Genomic DNA, 21,995 nt, shown 5'->3' on the forward strand with positions numbered 1-21,995 from the left:
GACTCTCGCGGCTCTTGCGGCTCTGCAAATCCTAGCGGGTACCGGACCAGGCCCGAGACCGGGCGGATGCTGGCGGTTGTTGCCGCCGCAGGATATGGGTATTCTATCGGGATTTCCCAGCCGTTTTATCTATTCATTTCACAGATCCGGATGTCACCAATGCAAGAGCAATACGTTCCCCAATCCATAGAACCAGCAGTGCAGAAGCACTGGGATGCCAAGAAAACCTTCAAGGCGGTGGAGAAAGTAGACAAGGAAAAGTTCTACTGCCTCTCCATGTTCCCCTATCCGTCTGGTCGTCTACACATGGGGCACGTTCGCAACTACACCATAGGTGATGTGATCTCCCGTTATCAACGGCTCAATGGCAAGAACGTGCTGCAACCCATCGGTTGGGACGCCTTCGGCCTGCCGGCAGAAAACGCCGCCATCAAGAACAACACGGCGCCGGCCCCCTGGACCTACGAAAACATCGAATACATGAAGAACCAGCTGAAGATGCTGGGTCTGGGTTATGACTGGGATCGGGAGCTGGCCACCTGCAAGCCGGACTACTACCGCTGGGAGCAGTGGTTCTTCACCAAGCTCTACGAAAAGGGCCTGGTCTACAAGAAGACCTCCTCCGTCAACTGGTGCCCGAACGACATGACGGTGCTGGCCAACGAGCAGGTAGTGGACAACTGCTGCTGGCGCTGTGACACCCCGGTGGAACAAAAAGAGATCCCTCAGTGGTTCATCAAGATCACCGACTACGCCGAAGAGCTGTTGAACGACATCGACAATCTGGAAGGCTGGCCGGAAATGGTCAAGACCATGCAGCGCAACTGGATTGGCCGCTCCGAAGGGGTCAACATCAGCTTCAATATCGACGGTCAGGCCGAGCACCTCGAGGTCTACACCACCCGTCCGGACACCTTCATGGGTGTGACCTATGTGGGCATCGCCGCCGGCCACCCGCTGGCGCTGCAAGCAGCCCAGAACAATCCGGAGCTGGCCGCCTTCATCGAAGAGTGCAAGAACACCAAGGTAGCCGAAGCTGAACTGGCCACCATGGAGAAGAAGGGCATGGCAACCGGCCTCTACGCCATTCACCCGCTGGATGGCCGCAAGGTGCCCGTTTGGGTCGCCAACTTCGTGCTGATGAACTACGGCACCGGCGCCGTGATGGCGGTACCGGGTCACGACCTGCGTGACCACGAATTCGCCACCAAGTACGGCCTCGAGATCAAGCCTGTCATAAAGCCGGTTGATGGTGACGTCGACGTGAGCGAAGCGGCTTATACCGAGAAGGGCGTGCTGTTCAACTCCGGCGAGTTCGACGGCCTCGACTTCCAGGGTGCCTTCGATGCCATCGCCAACAAGCTGGAAACACTGGGTAAGGGCAAGCGCACCGTCAACTACCGTCTGCGCGACTGGGGGGTTTCCCGTCAGCGCTACTGGGGCGCCCCCATCCCCATGCTGACCCTGGCGGACGGTACCGTGGTGCCGACCCCGGAAGATCAACTGCCGGTACTGCTGCCGGAAGACGTGGTGATGGATGGCATCCAGAGCCCCATCAAGGCCGATGCCGAGTGGGCCAAGACCACCTACAACGGCCAGGAAGCGTTCCGCGAGACCGATACCTTCGACACCTTCATGGAGTCCTCCTGGTACTACGCCCGCTACTGCTCCCCGGACTACGACAAGGGCATGCTGGATCCGGCGGCTGCCAACCACTGGCTGCCGGTGGATCAATACATCGGCGGCATCGAGCACGCCTGTATGCACCTGCTCTACGCCCGCTTCTTCCACAAGCTGCTGCGTGATGCGGGCCTCGTGAACAGCGACGAGCCGTTCAAGCGCCTGCTCTGCCAGGGCATGGTGCTGGCCGACGCCTTCTACTACAAGGATGAGAAGGGCGGCAACGTCTGGGTCAGCCCCCTCGACGTCAAGGTGGAACGTGATGACAAGGGCCGCATCACCAAGGCGGTCGACCTCGAAGGCCGTGAAGTGATCCACTCCGGCATGACCAAGATGTCCAAGTCCAAGAACAACGGCATCGACCCGCAACTGATGGTGGAGCGTTACGGCGCCGATACCGTCCGTCTGTTCATGATGTTCGCCTCTCCGGCCGAGATGACCCTGGAGTGGTCCGACTCCGGCGTGGAAGGTGCCCAGCGCTTCCTGCGTCGCCTGTGGCGCATCACCTTCGAGCACGTATCCGGTGGCGCCGTTGCCGCACTGGACATCGCCGCCCTCACCAGCGACCAGAAAGCCGTGCGCCGCGAGCTGCACAAGACCATCGCCAAGGTGAGCGACGACGTGGGTCGCCGTCAGACCTTCAACACCGCCATCGCCGCCATCATGGAGCTGATGAACAACCTGGCCAAACTGGGCAGTGACGCTCAGGATCGCGCCCTGATGCAGGAAGCGCTGGAAGCGGTCGTGGTCATGCTCTACCCCATCACCCCGCACATCGGCTTCGAGCTGTGGAAGATGCTGGGCAAGGAAGGGGACATCGATGTCGCGGCCTGGCCGGTGGCCGACGAAGCGGCCATGGTCGAGACCGAGAAGTTGGTGGTGGTGCAGATCAACGGCAAGATGCGCGGCAAGCTGACCGTGCCGGCCGAGATAAGCCAGGCCGACGTAGAGAAGCTGGCCATGGCCGATGCGTCCGTACAGAAGTTCACCGACGGTCTGACCGTGCGCAAGGTCGTGTACGTGCCGGGCAAGCTGCTCAACATCGTGGCCAACTGATGACGCCTCCCCTGGCGGCGGCCGACGGTCTGGCCGCCAGGGGCTGACGACACACGGATGATGACGGCGGGCCCTGCGCCCGCCGCTCTTCCCTTCATGCAAAGAGGATTTTTTATGGGCACCATCTTCACGCGCTGGATGGCCATCGTACTGGCAGGACTGTTGCTGCAGGCCTGCGGTTTTCAGATGCGGGGCACCGCCATTCCCCCCGAACTGATGACCATGAAAGTGGTCGGTGACAACAAGAGCGACTTCTACCGACTCGTCACCACCCGTCTCAAGGCCGCTGGCGTCGAACTCGCCGACAAGGAGGGCATCCCGGTGCTGACCCTGGCCGGGGTTCGTAGCCGCAGCCAGGTCGCCTCCGTCGACTCCATCGGCCAGGACCGCGAATACCTGCTCAGTTACAGCACCCAGTTCACCGTGGTCATGCCGGGCAAACCAACCCAGGTCTTCCCCATCACCTTCAACCGCAGCTTCCTGAACAAGCCGGATGCGGCACTCGCCTCCTCCCGCGAGCAGGAGCAGCTGGGCAAGGAGATGCAGGAGCAGGCCGCCAACCTGGTTATTCGCCAGCTCAGTCAGGTCAAGTTCTGATGCGCGTATCTTGATGAGAGGGTGTTGATGAGAGTCTATCCCGAGCAGTTTGCGGATCATCTCAAGGCAGGGCTCAAGCCCTGCTATCTCATTTTTGGGGACGAGCCCCTGCTCAAGCTGGAAGCCATCGACGCCGTGCGTCAGGTGGCACGCAAACAAGGCTTCGATGAACGCCACAGCTTCGTGGTGGAACAGGGGCTGGACTGGAACCAGGTCTACGATGCCTGCCAGGCCATGAGCCTGTTCTCGGCCCGCCAGATCATCGAGCTGGAGCTGCCCGCCAAGATCGACAAGGATCTCGCCGCCCGCATCAGCGACATTGGCAAGCAGCTCCACCCCGACCTGCTGCTGGTGCTCTCGGGCCCCCGCCTCAACCAGACCCAGATGAAGGCAGCCTGGTTCGACAAGCTGAGCCAGAGCGGCACCTATGTGCCGGTCAACCACCCCGAACCCCGCTTCTTCCCGCGCTGGATGAGCGCCCGCTTTCAGCGCTTCGGCCTCAAGGCGCTGCCGGATGCGGTCAACTTCATGTGCCACTCCTACGAGGGCAACCTGCTGGCCGCGAGCCAGGAGATCGAGAAGCTGACCCTGCTCTCCCCGCCCCAGCCCATCAGCGTCGCCTATCTGCAGGAGACCATCATCCGCCACGCCCACTTCACCCCCTTCCAGCTCGTCGATACCCTGCTGGAAGGAAAGGTGAACCGGGCCCAGCGCATCCTGCTGGCCCTGCGCGCCGAGGGCACCGAACCCGGCATGCTGGCCTGGACCCTGTGCCGCGAACTGGAGCAGCTCACCGAGCTGGCGCTGGCCGCCCGCGCCGGACAGCCCCTGGTGGAGCATTTCAGCCGCCTGCGCATCTGGCAGAGCCGCCAGCAGCTCATCCAGCAGGCGCTGACCCGACTTCCCTTCCCCAAGATCCGGCAACTCTGGCAACTGATGGCCCAGCTGGACCATGCCCAGCGCCATTTCGACACCGAACAGGCCTGGCTGATGCTGCAAACCATCGCCCTCGGCTTTCGTGACGGTACCCCGCTCCCCCTGCTGGAGACGGAATCATGCTGACACCGCCCATCGGGATCCTCGGCGGCACCTTCGATCCCATTCACATCGGCCACCTGAGGCCCGCCATCGAGGCACGGGACGCCCTGGGTCTGGCCGAGGTGCGCCTGCTCCCGAACCATATCCCGCCCCACCGGGCCAATCCGCTCTGCTCCAGCGAGCAGCGGCTCGCCATGGTCCGGCTCGCTGCGGCGGACAACCCGGGATTCGTGGTGGATGAGCGGGAGCTCAGGCGCGACACCCCCTCCTGGACCATCGACACCCTTGTCGAGTTGAGGAGCGAGCTGCCGGACACCCCGCTCTGCTTTTTGATGGGGATGGATTCCCTGCTCGGCCTGCCGGGCTGGCACCGCTGGCAGGAGTTGCTCGATTACGCCCATCTGGTGGTGAGCTGCCGCCCAGGCTGGCAACCGGATTATCCCGTCCAGGTGGCCGAGCTGCTGGCCCGCCACCAGACCCGGGATATTCAGGATCTCCATCGCCAGCGCCACGGTCATGTCTGGCTTTGTGACAACCTGCCCGTCGAGCTGTCGGCCACACGCCTGCGTGCCCTGCTCGCGGCAGGCCAGGATCCCAAATACCTGCTGCCCAACCCGGTCGCCGACTATATCCGGCGCCACGGGCTCTACCGCTCATCGGCAACGCAGTAAACGGCGCCACGCAGGCGGCTCAGCCGACACGTCCGGGCGCACCGGGCCCGGCCCTGACTATTGCCAGGCCGGGTTGCACACTATAGTGATCGTCAAGGGGCCCCTCCCCCACGGGACGGCTCCCCGGGCGATGCTCCCTTTGCCAGGCTGGGAAACGGGAGTGACCATGATATAATCCGCCGCCCTCTGGCGCCGGAAGATAGGAGAAGACATTGCAAGGCCAAGAATTGCTCGCCTTTATCGTCGACAAGATCGATGACATGAAAGGCCGCGACATCATCACCCTCGATGTGCGCGGCAAATCCAGCATCACGGACACCATGATCATCTGCTCCGGCAACTCCAATCGTCACGTCAGTGCCATCGCCCACAACCTCGCCAGCGAGGCCCGTCATGCGGGGCTCGACCTGCTGAGCGTGGAAGGGGAACTCACCGGTGAGTGGGTGCTGGTGGACATGGGGTCGGTCATCGTCCACGTGATGCAGGATGAGTACCGCGACTTCTACCAGCTGGAAAAACTCTGGAGCGGCGCCGCCCAGGTCAATTCGCAATAAAGGGCGACAGCGTAACCAAAGATGAAGATCCAGTTGATTGCCGTGGGCACCAAGATGCCTGCCTGGGTAGAGCATGGCTTCGAAGAGTACCGTCGCCGCTTCCCCAAAGACATGCCGTTCGAGCTGGTCGAGATCGGCGCAGGCAAGCGCGGCAAGAATGCCGACATTCCCCGCATCCTGCAAAAGGAAGGGGAAGCCATGCTGGCCGCCGCCGGCCGCTCTCGTATCGTGACCCTGGACATTCCGGGCAAGCCCTGGACCACGGAGCAGCTCGCCGTGCAACTGGAAGCCTGGAAGCTGGATGGCCGGGACGTGGCGCTGCTGGTGGGTGGCCCGGAGGGGCTCTCCCCCGAGTGCAAGGCTGCTGCGGAGCAGAGCTGGTCGCTCTCGCCCCTGACCCTGCCCCATCCCCTGGTGCGGGTGCTGGTGGCCGAGAGCCTCTATCGCGCCTGGAGCATCACCACCAATCACCCTTATCACAGAGAGTGACCCATGCCGACCCTGAGCATGCATTTCTCCTCTCTCACCCGCACGTCAGCCACAAGGTAACGGCATGCTGAAGAATCGCATTGAAATGCGCGATCACAGTGCCGAGGGACGTCTGTTCTTCCGGCGCACCCTGGTCGCCTACATCGGCATGGTCACCCTCATGCTGGTGCTGCTGGCTAACCTCTACTACCTGCAAGTAGAGTCTTACGAAACCTATCAGACCCGATCCAACGACAACCGCATCCGTGTGGTACCGGTGGCGCCGCCCCGTGGCCTCATCTACGACGCCAACGGTGTCCTGCTGGCGGAAAACCGCCCTGTCTACAGCCTGGAGATCGTGCCCGAAGAGACCGAGAACCTGGAGAAGACCGCGGACGACCTCATCACCCTGCTGGCCCTGCCGGAGGGGACCAAGGAGAAGTTCCTGGCCGAGGTCAAGCGTCAGCGCCGCTTCAAGCCCGTGCCCCTGTTCGAGAAGCTGACCGAATACCAGGTCGCCCTCTTCTCGGTCAACCAGCACAACTACCCGGGGGCCAGCATCGAGGCCTACCTCAAGCGCTACTACCCGTTCGGCGACACCCTGACCCATGCCCTGGGCTACGTGGCCAAGATCAACACCCGTGACGTGGAGCGCCTCGAGAAGGAGGAGAAGCTCGCCAACTATGCCGCCACCAAGGACATCGGCAAACAGGGGGTGGAGAAGTACTACGAGGATCAGCTGCACGGCGTGGCGGGTTATCAGGAGGTCGAGGTGAACAACCGCGGCCGGGTGGTACGTACCCTGAAATTCCAGCCCCCCGAGCCCGGCAAGGACATCTACCTCAACATCGACATCCGCCTGCAGTTGAAGGCCCAGGAGCTGCTGGCCGGCCGCCGGGGCGCCATCGTGATGATGGAGCCCAACACCGGCGCCATCCTGGCCATGGAGTCGAGCCCGAGCTACGACCCCAACCTGTTCGTGACCGGCATCTCCAGCGCCAACTACTCGGCGCTGCTCAATGATCCCGCCCGGCCGCTGGTGAACCGAACCACCCAGGGCATCTATGCCCCCGCCTCCACCGTCAAGCCCATGATGGCGGTGATGGGGCTCAACGAGGGGGCGATCACCCCCAATTACCGCTACTTCGGCGGGCCCAGCTTCTCCATCCCGGGCACCACCAAGAAGTTCCGGGACTGGCGCCGCTGGGGCCACGGCTGGCTCGACGTCTATCGCGCCATCGAAGTGTCGGCGGATACCTATTTCTACGATCTCGCCTACCGGGTCGGCATCGACAAGATCAACAGCTACATGACCAAGTTCGGCTTCGGCCAGTACAGCGGCGTGGACCTCTATGAAGAGACCCGGGGCGTCATGCCCTCCCGGGACTGGAAGATGGCCCGCTGGCGTCAACCCTGGTACCAGGGGGACACCATCTCCATCGGCATCGGCCAGGGCTACTGGAGCGCCACCCCGATCCAGCTCGCCAAGGCCATCAGCATCCTGACCCAGAACGGTCACGACGTGACGCCGCACCTGCTCAAGAGCACCGCCTCGTCCGATGGCGTGGTCAACGCCCCCATCAACCCGAACGTGGCCATCGCCGCCAAGAGCGATACCTACTGGCAGGTGGCCAAAGACGGCATGTGGCGCGTCATCAACGGCCACGAAGGGACGGGGCGCCGCGCCTTCGCCAATACCCCCTACAAGGCGGCGGGCAAGTCCGGCACCGCCCAGGTGGTGGGTCTCAAGGAGAACCAGGTCTACAACGCGGCCACCACCAAGGTGGAGCACCGCGACAACGCCCTGTTCGTCGCCTTCGCCCCCTTCGAGGCACCCAAGGCGGTCGTCGCCCTGGTGCTGGAGAACGCCGGGGGCGGCAGCGCCATGGCGGCACCGGTCGCCCGCCACATGCTGGATGCCTATCTGCTCCCGCCGGAACCCCAGTTGCCACCGGCACCGGAAAAGCCGTCCCAACCGAGTGAGGTCGTTTCCCAATGAGTAATTCTGCCCGCCAGCAGAGCATCTGGTACAAGCTGCACATCGACCTGCCGCTGCTGCTCGGCCTGCTGACCCTGATGGCCCTCTCCATGGTGGTGCTCTACTCCGCCTCGGGCCAGGATCTCGACTCCATCGTGCGCCAGCTGGTGCGCGGCGCCCTGGCCTTCGGTCTGATGATCGGCATGGCCCAGCTGCCACCCTCCCTCTATGCCCGCTGGTCGGTGCCCCTGTTTGCGGTGGTGGTGCTGCTGCTCATCGCTGTGGACGTGTTCGGCCACATCGGCAAGGGGGCCCAGCGCTGGCTCGATCTCGGCTTCATGAAGTTCCAGCCCTCCGAGGTGATGAAACTCTCCATGCCCATCATGGTGGCCGCCTGGCTCAGCCGGCACTCCCTGCCGCCAAAGTTCAGTCATGTGATGATCGCCCTGGTGATGGTGCTGCTGCCCACCCTGCTGATCGCGGCCCAACCCGATCTCGGCACCTCCATCCTGGTGGCCGCTTCCGGCTTCTTCGTCATCTTCCTGGCGGGGATCAGCTGGTGGCTCATCGGGCTCGCGGTCTTGCTCATCTGCGCCTTCATGCCGGTGCTCTGGTTCTTCCTGATGCACGACTACCAGCGCCAGCGGGTGCTGATGCTGCTGGACCCGGAGAAGGACCCGCTCGGTCGCGGCTATCACATCATCCAGTCCAAGATTGCGATCGGCTCCGGCGGCGTGTTCGGCAAGGGGTGGCTGCAAGGCACCCAGTCCCAGCTCGAATTCCTGCCAGAGCGCCACACCGACTTCATCTTCGCCGTCTTCAGCGAGGAGTTCGGTCTGGTGGGAGTGGCCCTCTTGCTGGTCATCTACCTCTACATCATCAGCCGCTGCCTGTTTATCTCCATGCAGGCCCAGAACAGCTTCGAACGCCTGCTGGGGGGCGCCCTGACCCTGACCTTCTTCGTCTATGTGTTCGTCAACATGGGCATGGTAAGCGGCATCCTGCCGGTGGTAGGAGTTCCCCTGCCACTGGTGAGCTACGGCGGCACCTCCATGGTGACCCTGATGGCGGGCTTCGGCGTTCTGATGTCCATCCAGACCCACAGGCGGCTGCTCGCCTGATGCGGCTCGGCTGGCTGGCTCTGTCTCTGTGCACCCTGACGGCGGGTGCTGCCGTCTCGCCGGCCCGGCTCAGCCTGCTGGCCGAGCAGCAACAGGTGCCGCTGGCAGAGTTGCAGGCCGCCGCCGCCCAGGCCAGCCTGCGCCAGGAGGTACTGGACACCATCCACCGCCCCTGGGAAGCCAAGCCCTGGCACCGCTACAGGCCGCTGTTCGTCACCCCGGAGCGCATCCGGGACGGAGTGGGATTCTGGCAGCGCTATGCCGCCACCCTGGCACGGGCCGAGCAGACCTACCAGGTCCCCGCCTCCCTCATCGTCGCCATCATCGGCATCGAGACCTTTTACGGTCGACAGATGGGGCGCCATCCGGTGCTCGACAGCCTTTACACCCTGGGATTCCACTACCCCGAACGGGCGGATTTCTTCGCCAAGGAGTTTGCCCAGCTGGTGCTGCTTGCCCGGGAAGAGAAGTGGCCGCTCACCACCCTCAAGGGCTCCTATGCCGGCGCCATGGGCATGGGCCAGTTCATGCCCTCCAGCTACCGCCACTACGCGGTCGACTTCGACGGAGACGGCAAGCGGGATCTCTTCGCCAACCCGGTAGATGCCATCGGCAGCGTGGCCAACTACTTCGCCCTGCACCACTGGCGCTGGGGCGAGCCGGTGGTGGAGCCCGCCTTGATCGGATTGGCGCCAGTAGGTACCCTGCTTGCACCCGAGCCCGAGCTAAGACACCGCTGGGCAGAGCTGGCCGCTGCGGGCATTGAAGTCGCCACACCGCCGTCACCCGAGACGCCGGTAAAACTGCTGGCGATGGAGCAGGCCGAAGGACCGGAATACTGGGTCGCGCGCCACAATTTTTACGTGATCACCCGCTACAATCGCAGCCCTCTCTATGCGATGGCGGTGCATCAACTCAGTCAAGCAATCCAGGACGCTTATGCATTACAGCCACAAACTTCTTCCCCTCAGCCTGACCTTGTTGCTGGCCGCCTGTAGCAGCCAACCCGAACCCCAGCCGCTGCCGCCAGAGCCCGTCCCCCAGGAGAAACCCCAGGTCATCGAGATCCCCCAGGCGACCGGCGCCATTCCCCGCCCCGAACCCATGAGCGAGAGCGGCAACCGGGACTACTGGATCGGCAAGCAGAAGTTTGAGGTGTGGCGCGACGTCAAGCACTACAGCGAGGAAGGCACTGCCAGCTGGCTCTCCCGGGATCTGGACGGCAACAAGACTGCCAACGGCGACGTGCAGGACAGCACCCTGTTCAGCGCCGCCCACCGCAACCTGCCCCTGCCAAGCTACGTGCGGGTCACCAATCTGGACAACGGTCTGGAGACCATAGTACGCGTCAATGATCGCGGCCCCTTCGGCAGCGATCGCCTCATCGATCTCTCCCACGCCGCCGCCGCGCAGCTGGAGATGGTGGAAGGGGGTGAGGCCCGGGTGCGCCTCGAACTCATCACCGATCAGCCGGATCAGATGGTGGAGATGGTGCCCATGACCCCGATGACGCCCATGGAGCCTGCGGCGCCAGCCGCCAATTCCTTCGCGAACGAGACGCCGGCCCCCACGGCACCGGCCAAGGCCGCCCCTGCGCCTGCTCCTGCCGCCACGGCAACCACCACCGTCTCCCCCCCCAAGGCCGGTGCGACCCAGGGCAAGATGATCCAGGTGCTCGCCAGCGGCTCGCAGGCGCGGGCCGAGGCCATGGGCAAAGTGATGACCCAGCGCTATGGCGTGCCGTACCAGGTGGTGGCACATGGCGCCGTCTTCCGCGTCCTGCTCGGGCCCGTGGCCAGCGACAAGCAGGCCCCCCTGCTCGAGCAGATCCGCCAGGGCGGGTTGGAGCAGGCCTTCATCGTGCCCTGATACCCGCCCCGACCTCGCGCCGGGATACGACGCGAGGTCGGGGGCCATCCCATAAAATCCCGTCCAGGTCGCATCTCGGACTATGACCGACACGCACATCTGGTATAGTGGGGCCCGCTTTTTTTCAACTTGGGTACATCCCATCCAGGCACCAGGAATTTCAAGATGTCCAAATTTGCCCGCTCCGTTATTCTGGCCTCCCTGTTAAGCGCCACCGCTCAGGCCAACCAGCCTGTTCCAACCCCGGATTCGGCCCTGCCGAGTGCCCAGCCGGTCCCCACTTTGAACAGCGCCCCCATGGTGGTGCCTGCCGCGCCCGAGATCTCCGCCAAGGCCCACATCCTGATCGACTACTTCTCCGGACAGGTGCTGGCCGAGCAGAACGCCGACGAGCGTCTGCCCCCCGCCAGCCTGACCAAGATGATGACCTCCTACATCGTCGGCGACGAGTTGCACAAGGGGAACATCAAGGGCACCGACATGGTGACCATCAGCCAGAACGCCTGGTCCAAGAACTACTCCGATTCCTCCAAGATGTTCATCGAGGTGGGCAAGCAGGTCTCCGTCGATGATCTCAACAAGGGCATCATCATCCAGTCCGGCAACGACGCCTGCGTCGCCATGGCCGAGCACCTGGCAGGCAGCACCGACTCCTTCGCCAGCCTGATGAACGCCTGGGCCGCCAAGCTCGGCATGAAGGACTCCCAGTTCAAGAACCCCCACGGCCTGGATGAAGAGGGCCACTACAGTACCGCCCGCGACATGGCCCGCCTGGGTCAGGCCCTGATCCACGATCAGCCGGAGGAGTACAAGATCTACTCCCAGAAGTCCTTCGTGTTCAACGGCATCACCCAGCACAACCGCAACCGCCTGCTGTGGGACCAATCCCTGCAGGTTGACGGCATCAAGACAGGTCACGTCAGCCAGGTCGGCTACAACCTGGTCTCTTCCGCCACCAACAACGAAGGCATGCGCCTGATCGCCGTGGTCATGGGGGCCAACAGCGAGGCCTCACGCGCTGCCGAGAGCAAGAAGCTGCTCACCTACGGCTTCCGCTTCTTCCAGAGCCTGACCCCCTACAAGGCGGGCACCGAACTGGTCACCCAGAAGATCTGGATGGGCGACAAGCCGGAAGTGAAGCTGGGGGTCGACAAGGACGTCTCCGTGCTGGTCACCCGTGGCCAGGGCAACAACCTCAAGGCGGACTTCCAGCTGGAGAGCGAGCTGAAGGCGCCCCTGGCCAAGGGCCAGCGCGTCGGCACCGTGTACCTCAAGCAAGGGGACAAGGAGATCAAGCAGGTTCCCCTGGTTGCCCTGGAAGAGGTGCAGGAAGGTGGCCTGATGAGCCGCCTGTGGGATTACCTGGTCATGCTGGTCTCCAGCTGGTTCAAGTAACAGACCCTTCCTCAAGCAGCGGCGCCAACAGGCGCCGCTGCTGTCTTTTGCGGTCTGTCCAGTCAATAACCCTGTAATCTGCAGGTTCCGCCGACTGACGATTTGTGGTAAAAAGCAGCATTTCCACGTCTTGCCGCACCGCCGGGTCTTGATCCCGAGGCGGCTCATGCCCATATAGACTGGGAACTGTCCCCTGGGGGCAGATGAGGGGACCGTTTCGGCGGCCCTCAAAGACGTAAAGATGACGCCGCGTCCCGGCGACCCAGAAAGGTGAAGTAGATGAATACCAAGTTTGATGAACTGCTGGAGTTCCCCTGCAAGTTCCCGTTCAAGGTGCTTGGCGTGGCCGATCCCGCCCTGCCCGACATGGTGGTGGAAGTGCTGCAGCAACATGCTCCCGGCACCTACAGCCCGACCGTTCAACCGAGCTCCAAGGGCAACTATCACTCGGTACGGGTGACGGTCACCGCCCAGAGCAAGGAACACATCGAGGCCATGTATACCGCCCTTGGCAAGATCGAGCTGGTTCGTTACGTCCTGTAAGTTGCCTCTGTCGCCCCGCCACCGGGGCGACTGATTATTTGCCGCCCGGTCGCAGCGGCGACCGTACCGACACCGCGCCGCCAGTGAGGAAAGATGTCACTCGAAACGCCCGCAGAGCCACAACCGTCAGCCGGCCAACTGCTCGTCAGACAGCTGGGCCGTCGCCCCTACCAGCCGGTGTGGGACGCCATGAAGGCGTTCACCGACAATCGCACCCCCGACACCCCGGACGAGTTCTGGGTGGTGGAGCATGACCCCGTCTACACCCAGGGTCAGGCCGGCAAGGCCGAACACCTGCTCGCCCCCGGCAACATCCCGGTGGTGCAGAGTGATCGCGGCGGCCAGGTGACCTATCACGGCCCGGGCCAGCTGGTGCTCTACGTTCTGGTGGATGTGCGCCGCAGCAAGCTCTCTGTACGGGAGCTGGTGACCTGCCTCGAAACCGCCATCATCAACACGCTCGCCAAAAGCAATATCGAGGCCTACGCCAAGGCCGATGCCCCGGGCGTCTACGTGAAGAGCGATCTGGGTATGGAAGCCAAGCTGGCGTCCCTGGGTTTGCGCATTCGCAAGGGGTGCTCGTTCCACGGGTTGGCCCTCAACGTCAACATGGACATGACTCCCTTCCTGCGCATCAATCCGTGCGGCTATGCGGGCATGGCCATGACCCAGACCAGCGCCCTGGGCGGCCCGCAGAGCGTCGCCGAGGCACAGTCCCTGCTGGTGACGGAGCTGGCCCACCTGATTGGCTACCAAGAGATCACGAATACCGAAGAGGCGGCATGAGCAACCCCATGCCCCGTGGTCACGAGGGAGCCGCAAGGCCCCTGGTGACCGTCAACCAGACAATAACAAACACCGAGAGTGAATCATGAGCAAACCCGTTCGTATGGAGCCGGGCGTCAAGCTGCGCGATGGCGACAAGATGGCCCTGATCCCGGTGAAATTCATGCCGGATCCCAACGAGGAAGTGCTGCGCAAGCCGGAGTGGATGCGGATCAAGCTGCCGCCGTCGAGCCAGAAGATCGAGCACATCAAGAGCACCCTGCGCAAAAACAAGCTGCACTCTGTGTGTGAAGAGGCTTCCTGCCCCAACCTGGCGGAGTGCTTCAACCACGGCACCGCGACCTTCATGATCATGGGCGCCATCTGTACCCGCCGATGCCCCTTCTGCGACGTGGCCCACGGCCGTCCGTTGCCGCTGGATCCGGAGGAACCGAAGAAGCTGGCACTCACCATCAAGGAGATGAACCTCAAGTACGTGGTGATCACCTCGGTGGACCGCGACGATCTGCGGGACGGCGGTGCCCAGCACTTCGCCGACTGCATCCGCGAGATCCGCGAGCACAGCCCCCAGACCCGCATCGAGATCCTGACCCCGGACTTCCGTGGCCGGATGGAGCAGGCGCTGGAGGTGTTCCGCGAGACCCCGCCTGACGTCTTCAACCACAACCTGGAAACCGCCCCGCGCATGTACCGGGTTGCCCGTCCGGGTGCCGACTACAAGTGGTCCCTGGAGCTGCTGCGCCGCATCAAGGAGATGCACCCCCACGTGCCGACCAAGTCCGGTCTGATGATGGGCCTTGGCGAGACCAACGAGGAGATCGTCGAGGTACTCAAGGATCTGCGCGAGCACGGCGTCAACATGCTGACCTTGGGCCAGTATCTGCAACCGAGCCGCCACCACCTGCCGGTGAAGCGTTATGTGCCGCCCGCAGAGTTCGACGAACTCAAGGATGTGGCCATGGAGCTCGGCTTCAGCCACGCCGCCTGCGGTCCCTTCGTGCGTTCCTCCTACCACGCAGACCTGCAAGCCAAGGGGGAAGAGGTCAAATAAGCCTCTTTTCCTGCTGGCAGAAAAAAGAGCGCCCTTGGGCGCTCTTTTTTTATCGCCGTCACCTCGCAGGCAGCGGTTGTCCCTTTGTGATTGGCGCCGTTCTGGCGTAACGTGGCCACTCCCCTTCTCTGGAGTGCTGTGCCGGATGCCGACTCTCACCGTTCGCCTGATCCCCCTGCGTGACGCAGACTTTCCCGCCTATCGCGACTACTTCATCGAGGATTACGCCCAGGATCTTGCCAGCAACCACGGGATGGCGCTGCCTGACGCCCACCGTCAGGCCGACGCCTCGTTGCAGCAGCTCCTGCCACTGGGTGTCGCCACCCCGGGTCATCACCTGCTCGCCATGGTACCTGAAGCCTCGAACTCGCCGGGCGAGCCTCTGGGCTATCTCTGGCACGCCATCGACGCCGCTGCCGGCACCACCTTCATCTACGACTTCTATGTGACACCGCCCCATCGTGGTCGCGGCCTCGGCAAGGCAGCCATGGCCGCCCTGGAAGCGCAGCTCGCCCCCCTAGGCATCCACCAGATCAAGCTGAGGGTGGCCCATGACAACCCGAGGGCACTGGCGCTCTATCAGGCGCTGGGCTTCACCATCACCGGCTACAACATGGCAAAGCGTCTGGATTGAGCACCTTCATTGGGCCACCACCCGGCCCATGGCTCAGAGCGAGATGCCGGAAAAGGACATGAAGCCGAGGGACATCAGCCCGGCCACGATGAAGGTAATGCCGATATCCCGCAGCCCCTCGGGCACATCCGAATACTTCATCTTCTGGCGCAACCCCGCAATGGCGACGATGGCCAGCAGCCAGCCCAGCCCTGAGCCCGCCCCGTAGACCACGGATTCGATGAAGTCGTAATCCCGCTGGGCCATGAACATCACCCCGCCGAAGATGGCGCAGTGCACCGTCAGCAGCGGCAGGTAGATGCCGAGCGCGTGATGGAGCGCCGGGAAATGTTTGTCGAGCACCATCTCCATCACCTGCACCAGCGCCGCCAGCACCCCGATGTAGACGATGAAATCGAGAAAGCCCAGATCAAACTCCCCGAGGAAGGTACTCTCGGGACGCAGGATATGGCGGTAGATCAGGTTGTTGAGGGGGATGGCGATCACCATGACCACCAGCACCGTCATGCCCAAACCGAAGGCGGTGTTGATGTTCTTGGAAACGGCCAGGAAGGTGCACATGCCAAGGAAGAAGGCCAGCGCCAGGTTTTCCACAAAAATCGACTGGATGAAGAGATTGACGTAATAGTCCATGAATGAGTTCACCACTTGGTTGCAATAAGAGCACGTCCGCGCCCGGCCAACGGCCAGTCGCGAAGATGACGTCACGGATGACGTTTACAGAGAGAGCTGGCGCAGCGCCCGGTAATGACCACGGCAGCCGCCAGACTGCCGAGCAGCCCGGTCAGCGGTACTCAATGACGGGGATCAAACGGGCGGGCGCCCGGCTGGTGAACCTAGTCGCCCTGGCAGAAGCGATATTGCAGGTGGTGGCAGCGAAGCCGCCGTGTGTGCAGAGCGCCGAAGTAGTCGGGCCGCTGCCTGAGATAGATGAGAGGCAGGAAAAACAGCAGGCCGCAGAGCAGGCCGAGGATCTCGTGCTGGAACCAGGCCAGCAGCATCTGGTAGAGCTCGGCATGAGCAGCCCCTTCCAGTCGCCGTCCCTGCTCGAAACCGAGCCGCCACTGGGAGGCGGGCGGCAGGCTGACGTTGTCGGCAAGCCCCGGGTTCGCTGGCTCATGGAACAGCATCGGCCGCTCCTGCCCTTGCGTCTCCATTCCCCTAGTTGCAACGACCCCTGCCGCCGCCGCAGCGGCAAGCCAGAGAAGGCAGGCGATGGCAAGCACCATCGGCCATGACGAGGGGCGGCGAGAGGATGACAAGGGGGCTGTCCGTCAAGAAAAATTACAGGTGGAATATATCACAATACCGTCACTTATTGCATTTTCCACCATGAGATATTAACAGGAGCGATATTAAACACCGCCCCATTCCCTAAAACCGGCAAGGTTGCACCACCTTGAGAAAGCGACTTGCATCTTCCTCAAGGTGAGGGCTCACCCCTGCTCGAAGGCCGGGTGATAGCGCACTTCACCACTGGGCATGGCAGCGCCGAACGAGCGGGTCATGAAGTACTCGGGCGGCACGCCGGGCAGCGTCAACCCCGGCTCGGACACGAAACCAAAACGGCCGTAGAAGCCGGGATCCCCCAGCACCACGCAGCCGGCCGCTCCCATCCCCTTGAGCTCGGCCAGACCCGCGTCCATCAGCCGTGACCCCAGCCCCCTGCCCTGAAGCGCAGGGGAGACGGAAATGGGGCCAAGGCCATACCAGTGCGGGCTGCCATCGCTGATGGTGACCGGCGAGAAGCAGAGGTGGCCGACCACCCGCCCCGCCTGCTCCGCCACCAGCGACAGGCTGAGTGCCCCGGCCTGGCGCAAGGCGCGCACGATCAGCTGTTCGTTGTGATCGGTATGGGGGGCATTGAGGAACGCGGCCACGGTCAGCGCTTCAATGGCGTCGTGATCGGCGCCCGTTTCAGGTCGAATGAGAATATTCATAAGGTTTTCTCCGTTTGTTATCTTGCAATGGATGGCCTGATCAGACTGTCTGCAGGCAGCAGATCACATAGCCATAGCTGCCCAGGTATTGGCGGTGGATGGCCACTTCCCGGCTCAGATCCTGCCAGGCTGGGCTATCCCCCAGCTCGGCACGGTGGCGCGCCAGATTGCGCTCGATGGGATCCAGATAGTTGTCCCAGGCCCTTTGCGGCAACGGGGTGTGCCACAGGCAGCGATAACCCGCCTCCTTCACCGTTTTGAGCAGGCCCGCCAGGGTCTGCATGGCGGGATAATCCCGCTGCCAGAACGCCAGTGCCTCCTCTGGGGGCGTGTCCGTCAGCCACACCAGGTCGCTCAGCACCAGGCAGGCAGCAGGGCCGGCAAGGTACGGCCGCCATGCCTGCAAGGCGTTGGCCACCCCGATGGTGTAGGCGCTCCCCTCGGCCCAGATGAGATCGGCGGGGGCAAGATCTGCCGGCAGCGCCGCCATGTTGGCGCACAGGGTAGTGACCTGACTCAGCCCCGCCGCACTGGCGCTACGGGCCACGGCGGCCAGCGCCTCCTCGTCCAGATCGATGGCCACTATGGTGGCGTCCGTCACCTGTGCCAGCGCCAGGGTGGCGGCGCCGCGCCCGCAGCCCATGTCGAGGATCCGGCGAGGCTGGCTGGGCAGCGCGGCAAATTGCTGCTGGGTGAAGAGGCTATCGCCCGGCCCCCAATAGCTCATGCCATCCAGCAGCAGCTTGAAATCCCGGATATAACGTTCATGTTCATTCATGTCTTTGCTGAGCCACTGCAGGTGGTAACGCTCTTTTTCACTGAATCCCTGCTTCATCACCCAGGCAAAGTAGGCCTGCGGGGCTTGATGCTGCAGTTGCCGCTGCCAGGCCTTGAACTCGTCGCCGGAGTGCGCACGCAAACCGGCGAGATCCGCCAGCAGATCCCGGGCGCGTTGCATCCGCGCCAGCTCTTCATCCAGCTCCCTGACCCGGGCTTCCAGCGTTGCCTGCTCCAGCTCGCCCGCCAGGCAGGCGAGGCACTGCTTGAGGCTGAGCCCGCCGGCCTGCAGGGCCTGTACCATCCGCAGCCGCTGCAGATCGTCATCGTCGTAGTGGCGATAGCCGTTGGCGCCCCTCGTGCCCGCAATCACCCCCAGCTTCTCGTAATAGAGCAGGGTGGAGCGGGCCAGGCCGCAGCGCCGGGCCAGTTCGGATATTTTCATGACAGCGACTCGCTGAGGGGTCCGTGACCCGATGAAGGGAAGCTTAAACTGTGAAGCAATAGACGGGTCAACGACAACATCCGGGTTCACACCATAAAAAAACGGCCACCCTGAGGTGGCCGTCATCGACAGCAAGAGAGACTCGCGGGATCAGAGGCCGGCGGCTTCCAGATGCTCCACCAACAACTGCACGCTGCGGTTGCCGCGCCACTCGTTGACGTCGAGCCGGTAGACCAGCCGCACCCGCTTCACCGAGGCATCGGGCCAGCGCTGCAAGTCGACGCCAAAGGCGATGGCATCCACCGCGTGGCCGGAATCCGTGGTCAGCATCATCTTGAGGTGCTTCTCCCCCACCAACCGCTGCTGCACCAGCACGAACTCGCCGTCAAACAGCGGCTCGGGGAAGGCCTGACCCCAGGGGCCGGAGGCGCGAATAAGCTCCGCCAGCTCGAGGGTGAGCTCGTCCGGCAGCAGTTCGCCATCGGTGAGCAGCACCCCGGTCAAGAGCTCAGGGGTCACCAGCTCGCCGATGACCGCCTCAAAAGCCCGCCCGAAGGCCTCGATATTGGCCTTGGGCAGGGTCAACCCGGCCGCCATGGCGTGGCCGCCAAACTTGCCCATCAAGCCGGGGTGGCGGGTATCGAGCAGTTCCAGCGCATCGCGCAGGTGCACCCCCGGGATGGAGCGCCCGGAGCCCTTGAGCTCGGTCTCGCTGCTCTCGGCAAAAGCGATGACCGGGCGGTAGTACTTCTCCTTCACCTTGGAGGCCACCAGCCCCACCACCCCCTGATGCCACTCGTTTCGGTGCAGCACGATGCCGGAGGGCACCTCGCCGTCACGAAAACGGATCTGCTCCAAAGTGGCGAGCGCCTCCTGCTGCATCCCCTGCTCGATCTCCTTGCGCTCCTGGTTGAGGCTGTCCATTTCGGAGGCGAACTGGCGCGCCAGATTGATGTCGTCACAGAGCAGACAGGCGACCCCGAGGGACATGTCATCGAGCCGGCCCACCGCGTTGAGGCGCGGCCCCAGCGCAAAGCCGAGATCGGCAGCGCACAGGCGACGCCCGTCGCGGCCCGACACGTCCACCAACGCCTGGATGCCGGGGCGACAACGGCCGGCCCGGATCCGCTGCAACCCCTGATGGACCAGGATGCGGTTGTTGCCATCCAGCGCCACCACGTCGGCCACGGTGCCGAGGGCCACCAGATCGAGGTAATCAGCCACGTTGGGGGCGCGCAGCCCCTGGCGCTCATACCAGCCGCTCTGGCGCAGATGGGTGTTGAGGGCCGCCATCAGATAGAAGGCGACCCCGACCCCGGCCAGCGACTTGGAGGGGAAGTTGCAGCCATGCTGGTTGGGGTTCACTATCGCGTCGGCGTCAGGCAGCTCCTGACCCGGCAAATGGTGATCGGTAACCAGTACCTGCATGCCGGCCGCCTTGGCCGCCGCCACCCCGGCGATGCTGGAGATCCCGTTGTCCACCGTGATCAGGAACTCGGCGCCGCGGGCCACCGCCAGCTCGACGATCTCCGGGGTGAGGCCATAGCCGAACTCGAAACGGTTGGGCACCAGAAAATCGATGTGGTGCCCCCCCATGGCGCGCAAGGCCAGCACGCACAGCGCCGAGCTGGTGGCGCCGTCGCAGTCGAAGTCACCGACGATGAGAATGCGTTTTTGCGCCGTCAGCGCCTCGGCCAGCAGCGGCACCGCCTGCGCCATGCCGAACAGGCGCTGGGGCGGCAGCAGCTGGTTGGCACTGCGCTCCAGCAGGGCAGGGTCTTCGACCCCGCGGCTGGCGAAGATTTGACGAAGCAACGGGTGCAGGGTGGCGGGCAGATGAGAATCATCAACTCGCGGACGACGACGGATTAGCAGGGGCATTGATGTGATCCAGTATCTTGAGCAGTTGTTCAGGGCTCTGATAACCGCGCACCAGGTCGCCATTGGGCAGGACCCAGCTCGGTGACGCCTTGATCCCGAGCCATTGGCTCAGGCCGATATGATGGGCAAGGATCGCATTACAGCCGCTCTCAGGCAAACGATCGCTGAAGTTGAGTTCGCGCAGCAGCCCGGGATCGCACCAGCTAGCCTGATCCGAGGCGGCGACAGGCGCAGGCAGCAGTTGCACGCTCACGCCCCTCGCCTGCAAACGGGGCAACTCCTCCAGCGCGATGCGACAAGGACCGCAGGCGAGATCGGTAAACAGGGTGAGGCGGTGGCGTTCAGGGGTGGCCTTGAGCCAGAGCCGGGCCTCCCCTATCTGGGAGAGCGCCAGCCTGCGTTGCTGCTGCTGGCTGAGCCGGGTGAGGTTTCTCATGTCGTGGGCCAGATCCAGCATGGAGCCCTGCAGCACATAGTCTCCCCTGGCATCGCTGTAGAGCAGTCCCTGGGCCGTGCCCAGCAGATAGAGGCCCGGCATGGGGGTCTCGTCCACCAGGTAGACCTGCACACCGAGGCGCTGCTCTATGGTCTGTTTCAACACATGGGGGTCCATCCCCGCGCTGGCCGCAAAAGCGCACAGCAGCATCATTCCCAGCAGTAAATATCGCATCAGCTCATTCACTTGGCATGATTGAAGGGTCTCATAAGGTAACCCAGACAATTCCCTCTCCCAAAGACCTTAATTAGTGATCGATTAATAATCGTCCGCAAGAAAAAATCACGGGATGACAGGTTGCCAATCGGGCTTGAGCCCCGCAAGCTAATCAGGACGACGGGAGACATCTTTAGTCATCCCTCTGTTATGCTGATGTTTTATTATTCAAATCGACGTGCGCTCAGGTGGCACGTTGTCCATTTCTAGGGGGAAAAATGAGTCTGATTCAAGAGTTCAAGGCCTTTGCATCCAGGGGCAATGTGATCGACATGGCGGTCGGTATCATCATAGGTGCCGCCTTTGGCAAGATTGTCTCCTCCTTCGTGGGAGACGTGATCATGCCCCCCATCGGGCTGATCCTGGGGGGCGTGGATTTCAGCGATCTCGCCGTGACCCTGAAGGCCGCCGAAGGGGATGCCCCTGCCGTGGTCATCGCCTACGGCAAGTTCATCCAGACCTGTATCGACTTCCTGATCATCTCCTTCGCCATCTTCATGGGGCTCAAGGCCATCAACACCCTGAAGAAGAAGCAGGAAGAGGAAGCCGCTGCCCCGGCCGGCCCCACCAAGGATCAGGAGCTGCTGACCGAGATCCGCGACTTGCTGAAATCCCAGCAGGGGAAATAACCGTTTCCTCCCTGTCGTGTGCTGAAAAAAAAGGTTCTTCGCGGGATCTTGGGGAAGTGGAAGTTGACAGACAGGGTGCTGGTAAACTGGCTGTCTCCAAACACACCACCACCATCACCCTGCTGTCGCCGTGCATCATATTGATATTGCCTCCTTCTGGCCAGGTTATA

The 21,995-nt window shown here is 63.1% G+C and carries 22 protein-coding genes; 16 read left to right on the plus strand and 6 right to left on the minus strand.

The window, feature by feature from the left end:
• Positions 1 to 159 precede the first annotated feature (159 nt).
• The 15 genes from leuS to J9889_RS04145 all read left to right on the plus strand — a co-directional run bounded on the left by leuS (position 160) and on the right by J9889_RS04145 (position 15,441).
• Positions 160 to 2,736, plus strand: coding sequence for a leucine--tRNA ligase (leuS, locus tag J9889_RS04075; RefSeq protein ID WP_210556006.1), 2,577 nt, complete (start codon positions 160 to 162; stop codon positions 2,734 to 2,736).
• A 114-nt stretch (positions 2,737 to 2,850) separates the two neighbouring features.
• On the plus strand, positions 2,851 to 3,333 hold the full coding sequence (gene lptE / locus J9889_RS04080) for an LPS assembly lipoprotein LptE (RefSeq protein ID WP_043153202.1): 483 nt from the start codon (positions 2,851 to 2,853) through the stop codon (positions 3,331 to 3,333).
• A 27-nt stretch (positions 3,334 to 3,360) separates the two neighbouring features.
• A complete protein-coding gene (gene holA / locus J9889_RS04085) occupies positions 3,361 to 4,395 on the plus strand; it encodes a DNA polymerase III subunit delta (protein WP_210556007.1) in 1,035 nt (344 codons plus the stop codon).
• On the plus strand, positions 4,389 to 5,042 hold the full coding sequence (nadD, locus tag J9889_RS04090; RefSeq protein ID WP_041215656.1) for a nicotinate-nucleotide adenylyltransferase: 654 nt from the start codon (positions 4,389 to 4,391) through the stop codon (positions 5,040 to 5,042). Before holA ends, nadD begins: the two co-directional genes overlap by 7 nt.
• A 212-nt stretch (positions 5,043 to 5,254) precedes the next feature.
• Positions 5,255 to 5,596 (plus strand): ribosome silencing factor, encoded by a 342-nt coding sequence (gene rsfS / locus J9889_RS04095; protein ID WP_010673762.1) that lies wholly within the window; start codon positions 5,255 to 5,257, stop codon positions 5,594 to 5,596.
• 21 nt (positions 5,597 to 5,617) lie between these two features.
• Entirely contained in the window at positions 5,618 to 6,085 is a 468-nt protein-coding gene (rlmH, locus tag J9889_RS04100; protein ID WP_005298242.1) for a 23S rRNA (pseudouridine(1915)-N(3))-methyltransferase RlmH, read from the plus strand.
• Positions 6,086 to 6,149: 64 nt separating this feature from the next.
• On the plus strand, positions 6,150 to 8,063 hold the full coding sequence (mrdA, locus tag J9889_RS04105; RefSeq protein WP_010673761.1) for a penicillin-binding protein 2: 1,914 nt from the start codon (positions 6,150 to 6,152) through the stop codon (positions 8,061 to 8,063).
• Positions 8,060 to 9,163 carry a rod shape-determining protein RodA gene (rodA, locus tag J9889_RS04110; protein ID WP_010673760.1) on the plus strand — a complete coding sequence of 368 codons (1,104 nt, stop codon included), beginning with the start codon at positions 8,060 to 8,062 and terminating at the stop codon, positions 9,161 to 9,163. Before mrdA ends, rodA begins: the two co-directional genes overlap by 4 nt.
• The gene (gene mltB, locus J9889_RS04115) at positions 9,163 to 10,161 is read left to right on the plus strand and encodes a lytic murein transglycosylase B (protein ID WP_210556008.1); all 999 of its coding nucleotides are present in this window, start codon (positions 9,163 to 9,165) and stop codon (positions 10,159 to 10,161) included. Before rodA ends, mltB begins: the two co-directional genes overlap by 1 nt.
• A complete protein-coding gene (locus J9889_RS04120) occupies positions 10,103 to 11,032 on the plus strand; it encodes a septal ring lytic transglycosylase RlpA family protein (protein WP_210556009.1) in 930 nt (309 codons plus the stop codon). The genes mltB and J9889_RS04120 overlap by 59 nt, the downstream gene beginning before the upstream one ends.
• A 165-nt stretch (positions 11,033 to 11,197) precedes the next feature.
• Positions 11,198 to 12,427 (plus strand): D-alanyl-D-alanine carboxypeptidase family protein, encoded by a 1,230-nt coding sequence (locus J9889_RS04125; RefSeq protein ID WP_010673757.1) that lies wholly within the window; start codon positions 11,198 to 11,200, stop codon positions 12,425 to 12,427.
• 279 nt (positions 12,428 to 12,706) lie between these two features.
• Positions 12,707 to 12,970, plus strand: coding sequence for a DUF493 family protein YbeD (gene ybeD / locus J9889_RS04130; RefSeq protein WP_010673756.1), 264 nt, complete (start codon positions 12,707 to 12,709; stop codon positions 12,968 to 12,970).
• 93 nt (positions 12,971 to 13,063) lie between these two features.
• Complete coding sequence (gene lipB, locus J9889_RS04135) at positions 13,064 to 13,756, plus strand: lipoyl(octanoyl) transferase LipB (protein WP_171864895.1); 693 nt, start codon at positions 13,064 to 13,066, stop codon at positions 13,754 to 13,756.
• 85 nt (positions 13,757 to 13,841) lie between these two features.
• Entirely contained in the window at positions 13,842 to 14,807 is a 966-nt protein-coding gene (gene lipA / locus J9889_RS04140) for a lipoyl synthase (RefSeq protein ID WP_109111910.1), read from the plus strand.
• A 145-nt stretch (positions 14,808 to 14,952) separates the two neighbouring features.
• The gene (locus J9889_RS04145; protein WP_171864896.1) at positions 14,953 to 15,441 is read left to right on the plus strand and encodes a GNAT family N-acetyltransferase; all 489 of its coding nucleotides are present in this window, start codon (positions 14,953 to 14,955) and stop codon (positions 15,439 to 15,441) included.
• 33 nt (positions 15,442 to 15,474) lie between these two features.
• On the opposite strand, the gene nqrE is transcribed toward J9889_RS04145, so the two are convergent.
• The 6 genes from nqrE to J9889_RS04175 form a co-directional block, all read right to left on the minus strand.
• Positions 15,475 to 16,074: an NADH:ubiquinone reductase (Na(+)-transporting) subunit E gene (gene nqrE, locus J9889_RS04150; RefSeq protein WP_167824705.1), complete on the minus strand. Its 600-nt coding sequence runs from the start codon at positions 16,072 to 16,074 to the stop codon at positions 15,475 to 15,477.
• A gap of 203 nt (positions 16,075 to 16,277) precedes the next feature.
• On the minus strand, positions 16,278 to 16,571 hold the full coding sequence (locus J9889_RS04155; protein WP_010673751.1) for a hypothetical protein: 294 nt from the start codon (positions 16,569 to 16,571) through the stop codon (positions 16,278 to 16,280).
• Positions 16,572 to 16,877: 306 nt separating this feature from the next.
• On the minus strand, positions 16,878 to 17,381 hold the full coding sequence (locus J9889_RS04160) for an N-acetyltransferase (protein WP_104452442.1): 504 nt from the start codon (positions 17,379 to 17,381) through the stop codon (positions 16,878 to 16,880).
• A 40-nt stretch (positions 17,382 to 17,421) separates the two neighbouring features.
• Complete coding sequence (locus tag J9889_RS04165; RefSeq protein ID WP_210556010.1) at positions 17,422 to 18,603, minus strand: MerR family transcriptional regulator; 1,182 nt, start codon at positions 18,601 to 18,603, stop codon at positions 17,422 to 17,424.
• 150 nt (positions 18,604 to 18,753) lie between these two features.
• A complete protein-coding gene (gene recJ / locus J9889_RS04170; RefSeq protein WP_180911426.1) occupies positions 18,754 to 20,484 on the minus strand; it encodes a single-stranded-DNA-specific exonuclease RecJ in 1,731 nt (576 codons plus the stop codon).
• The gene (locus tag J9889_RS04175) at positions 20,450 to 21,154 is read right to left on the minus strand and encodes a disulfide isomerase DsbC N-terminal domain-containing protein (protein WP_039041117.1); all 705 of its coding nucleotides are present in this window, start codon (positions 21,152 to 21,154) and stop codon (positions 20,450 to 20,452) included. The genes recJ and J9889_RS04175 overlap by 35 nt, the downstream gene beginning before the upstream one ends.
• A 260-nt stretch (positions 21,155 to 21,414) precedes the next feature.
• Between J9889_RS04175 and mscL the strand changes: the two genes are divergently transcribed.
• On the plus strand, positions 21,415 to 21,825 hold the full coding sequence (gene mscL / locus J9889_RS04180) for a large-conductance mechanosensitive channel protein MscL (RefSeq protein WP_010673746.1): 411 nt from the start codon (positions 21,415 to 21,417) through the stop codon (positions 21,823 to 21,825).
• Positions 21,826 to 21,995: the final 170 nt, after the last annotated feature.

Origin of the sequence: Aeromonas sp. PrichA-15 (assembly GCF_017939245.1) — a bacterium.
Lineage (GTDB): Bacteria > Pseudomonadota > Gammaproteobacteria > Enterobacterales > Aeromonadaceae > Aeromonas > Aeromonas caviae.

Excerpts from the sequence above, each read along its gene's own strand:
- J9889_RS04125 (WP_010673757.1), top strand. The coding sequence starts at position 11,198 with ATGTCCAAATTTGCCCGCTCCGTTATTCTGGCCTCCCTGTTAAGCGCC.
- lipB (WP_171864895.1), top strand. The coding sequence starts at position 13,064 with ATGTCACTCGAAACGCCCGCAGAGCCACAACCGTCAGCCGGCCAACTG.
- lipA (WP_109111910.1), top strand. The coding sequence starts at position 13,842 with ATGAGCAAACCCGTTCGTATGGAGCCGGGCGTCAAGCTGCGCGATGGC.
- ybeD (WP_010673756.1), top strand. The coding sequence starts at position 12,707 with ATGAATACCAAGTTTGATGAACTGCTGGAGTTCCCCTGCAAGTTCCCG.
- J9889_RS04155 (WP_010673751.1), bottom strand. The coding sequence starts at position 16,571 with ATGCTGTTCCATGAGCCAGCGAACCCGGGGCTTGCCGACAACGTCAGC.
- rlmH (WP_005298242.1), top strand. The coding sequence starts at position 5,618 with ATGAAGATCCAGTTGATTGCCGTGGGCACCAAGATGCCTGCCTGGGTA.
- J9889_RS04160 (WP_104452442.1), bottom strand. The coding sequence starts at position 17,381 with ATGAATATTCTCATTCGACCTGAAACGGGCGCCGATCACGACGCCATT.
- lptE (WP_043153202.1), top strand. The coding sequence starts at position 2,851 with ATGGGCACCATCTTCACGCGCTGGATGGCCATCGTACTGGCAGGACTG.
- nqrE (WP_167824705.1), bottom strand. The coding sequence starts at position 16,074 with ATGGACTATTACGTCAATCTCTTCATCCAGTCGATTTTTGTGGAAAAC.
- J9889_RS04120 (WP_210556009.1), top strand. The coding sequence starts at position 10,103 with ATGCATTACAGCCACAAACTTCTTCCCCTCAGCCTGACCTTGTTGCTG.
- J9889_RS04145 (WP_171864896.1), top strand. The coding sequence starts at position 14,953 with ATGCCGACTCTCACCGTTCGCCTGATCCCCCTGCGTGACGCAGACTTT.
- mrdA (WP_010673761.1), top strand. The coding sequence starts at position 6,150 with ATGCTGAAGAATCGCATTGAAATGCGCGATCACAGTGCCGAGGGACGT.
- holA (WP_210556007.1), top strand. The coding sequence starts at position 3,361 with ATGAGAGTCTATCCCGAGCAGTTTGCGGATCATCTCAAGGCAGGGCTC.
- mscL (WP_010673746.1), top strand. The coding sequence starts at position 21,415 with ATGAGTCTGATTCAAGAGTTCAAGGCCTTTGCATCCAGGGGCAATGTG.
- nadD (WP_041215656.1), top strand. The coding sequence starts at position 4,389 with ATGCTGACACCGCCCATCGGGATCCTCGGCGGCACCTTCGATCCCATT.
- J9889_RS04175 (WP_039041117.1), bottom strand. The coding sequence starts at position 21,154 with ATGCGATATTTACTGCTGGGAATGATGCTGCTGTGCGCTTTTGCGGCC.
- recJ (WP_180911426.1), bottom strand. The coding sequence starts at position 20,484 with ATGCCCCTGCTAATCCGTCGTCGTCCGCGAGTTGATGATTCTCATCTG.
- mltB (WP_210556008.1), top strand. The coding sequence starts at position 9,163 with ATGCGGCTCGGCTGGCTGGCTCTGTCTCTGTGCACCCTGACGGCGGGT.
- rodA (WP_010673760.1), top strand. The coding sequence starts at position 8,060 with ATGAGTAATTCTGCCCGCCAGCAGAGCATCTGGTACAAGCTGCACATC.
- J9889_RS04165 (WP_210556010.1), bottom strand. The coding sequence starts at position 18,603 with ATGAAAATATCCGAACTGGCCCGGCGCTGCGGCCTGGCCCGCTCCACC.
- leuS (WP_210556006.1), top strand. The coding sequence starts at position 160 with ATGCAAGAGCAATACGTTCCCCAATCCATAGAACCAGCAGTGCAGAAG.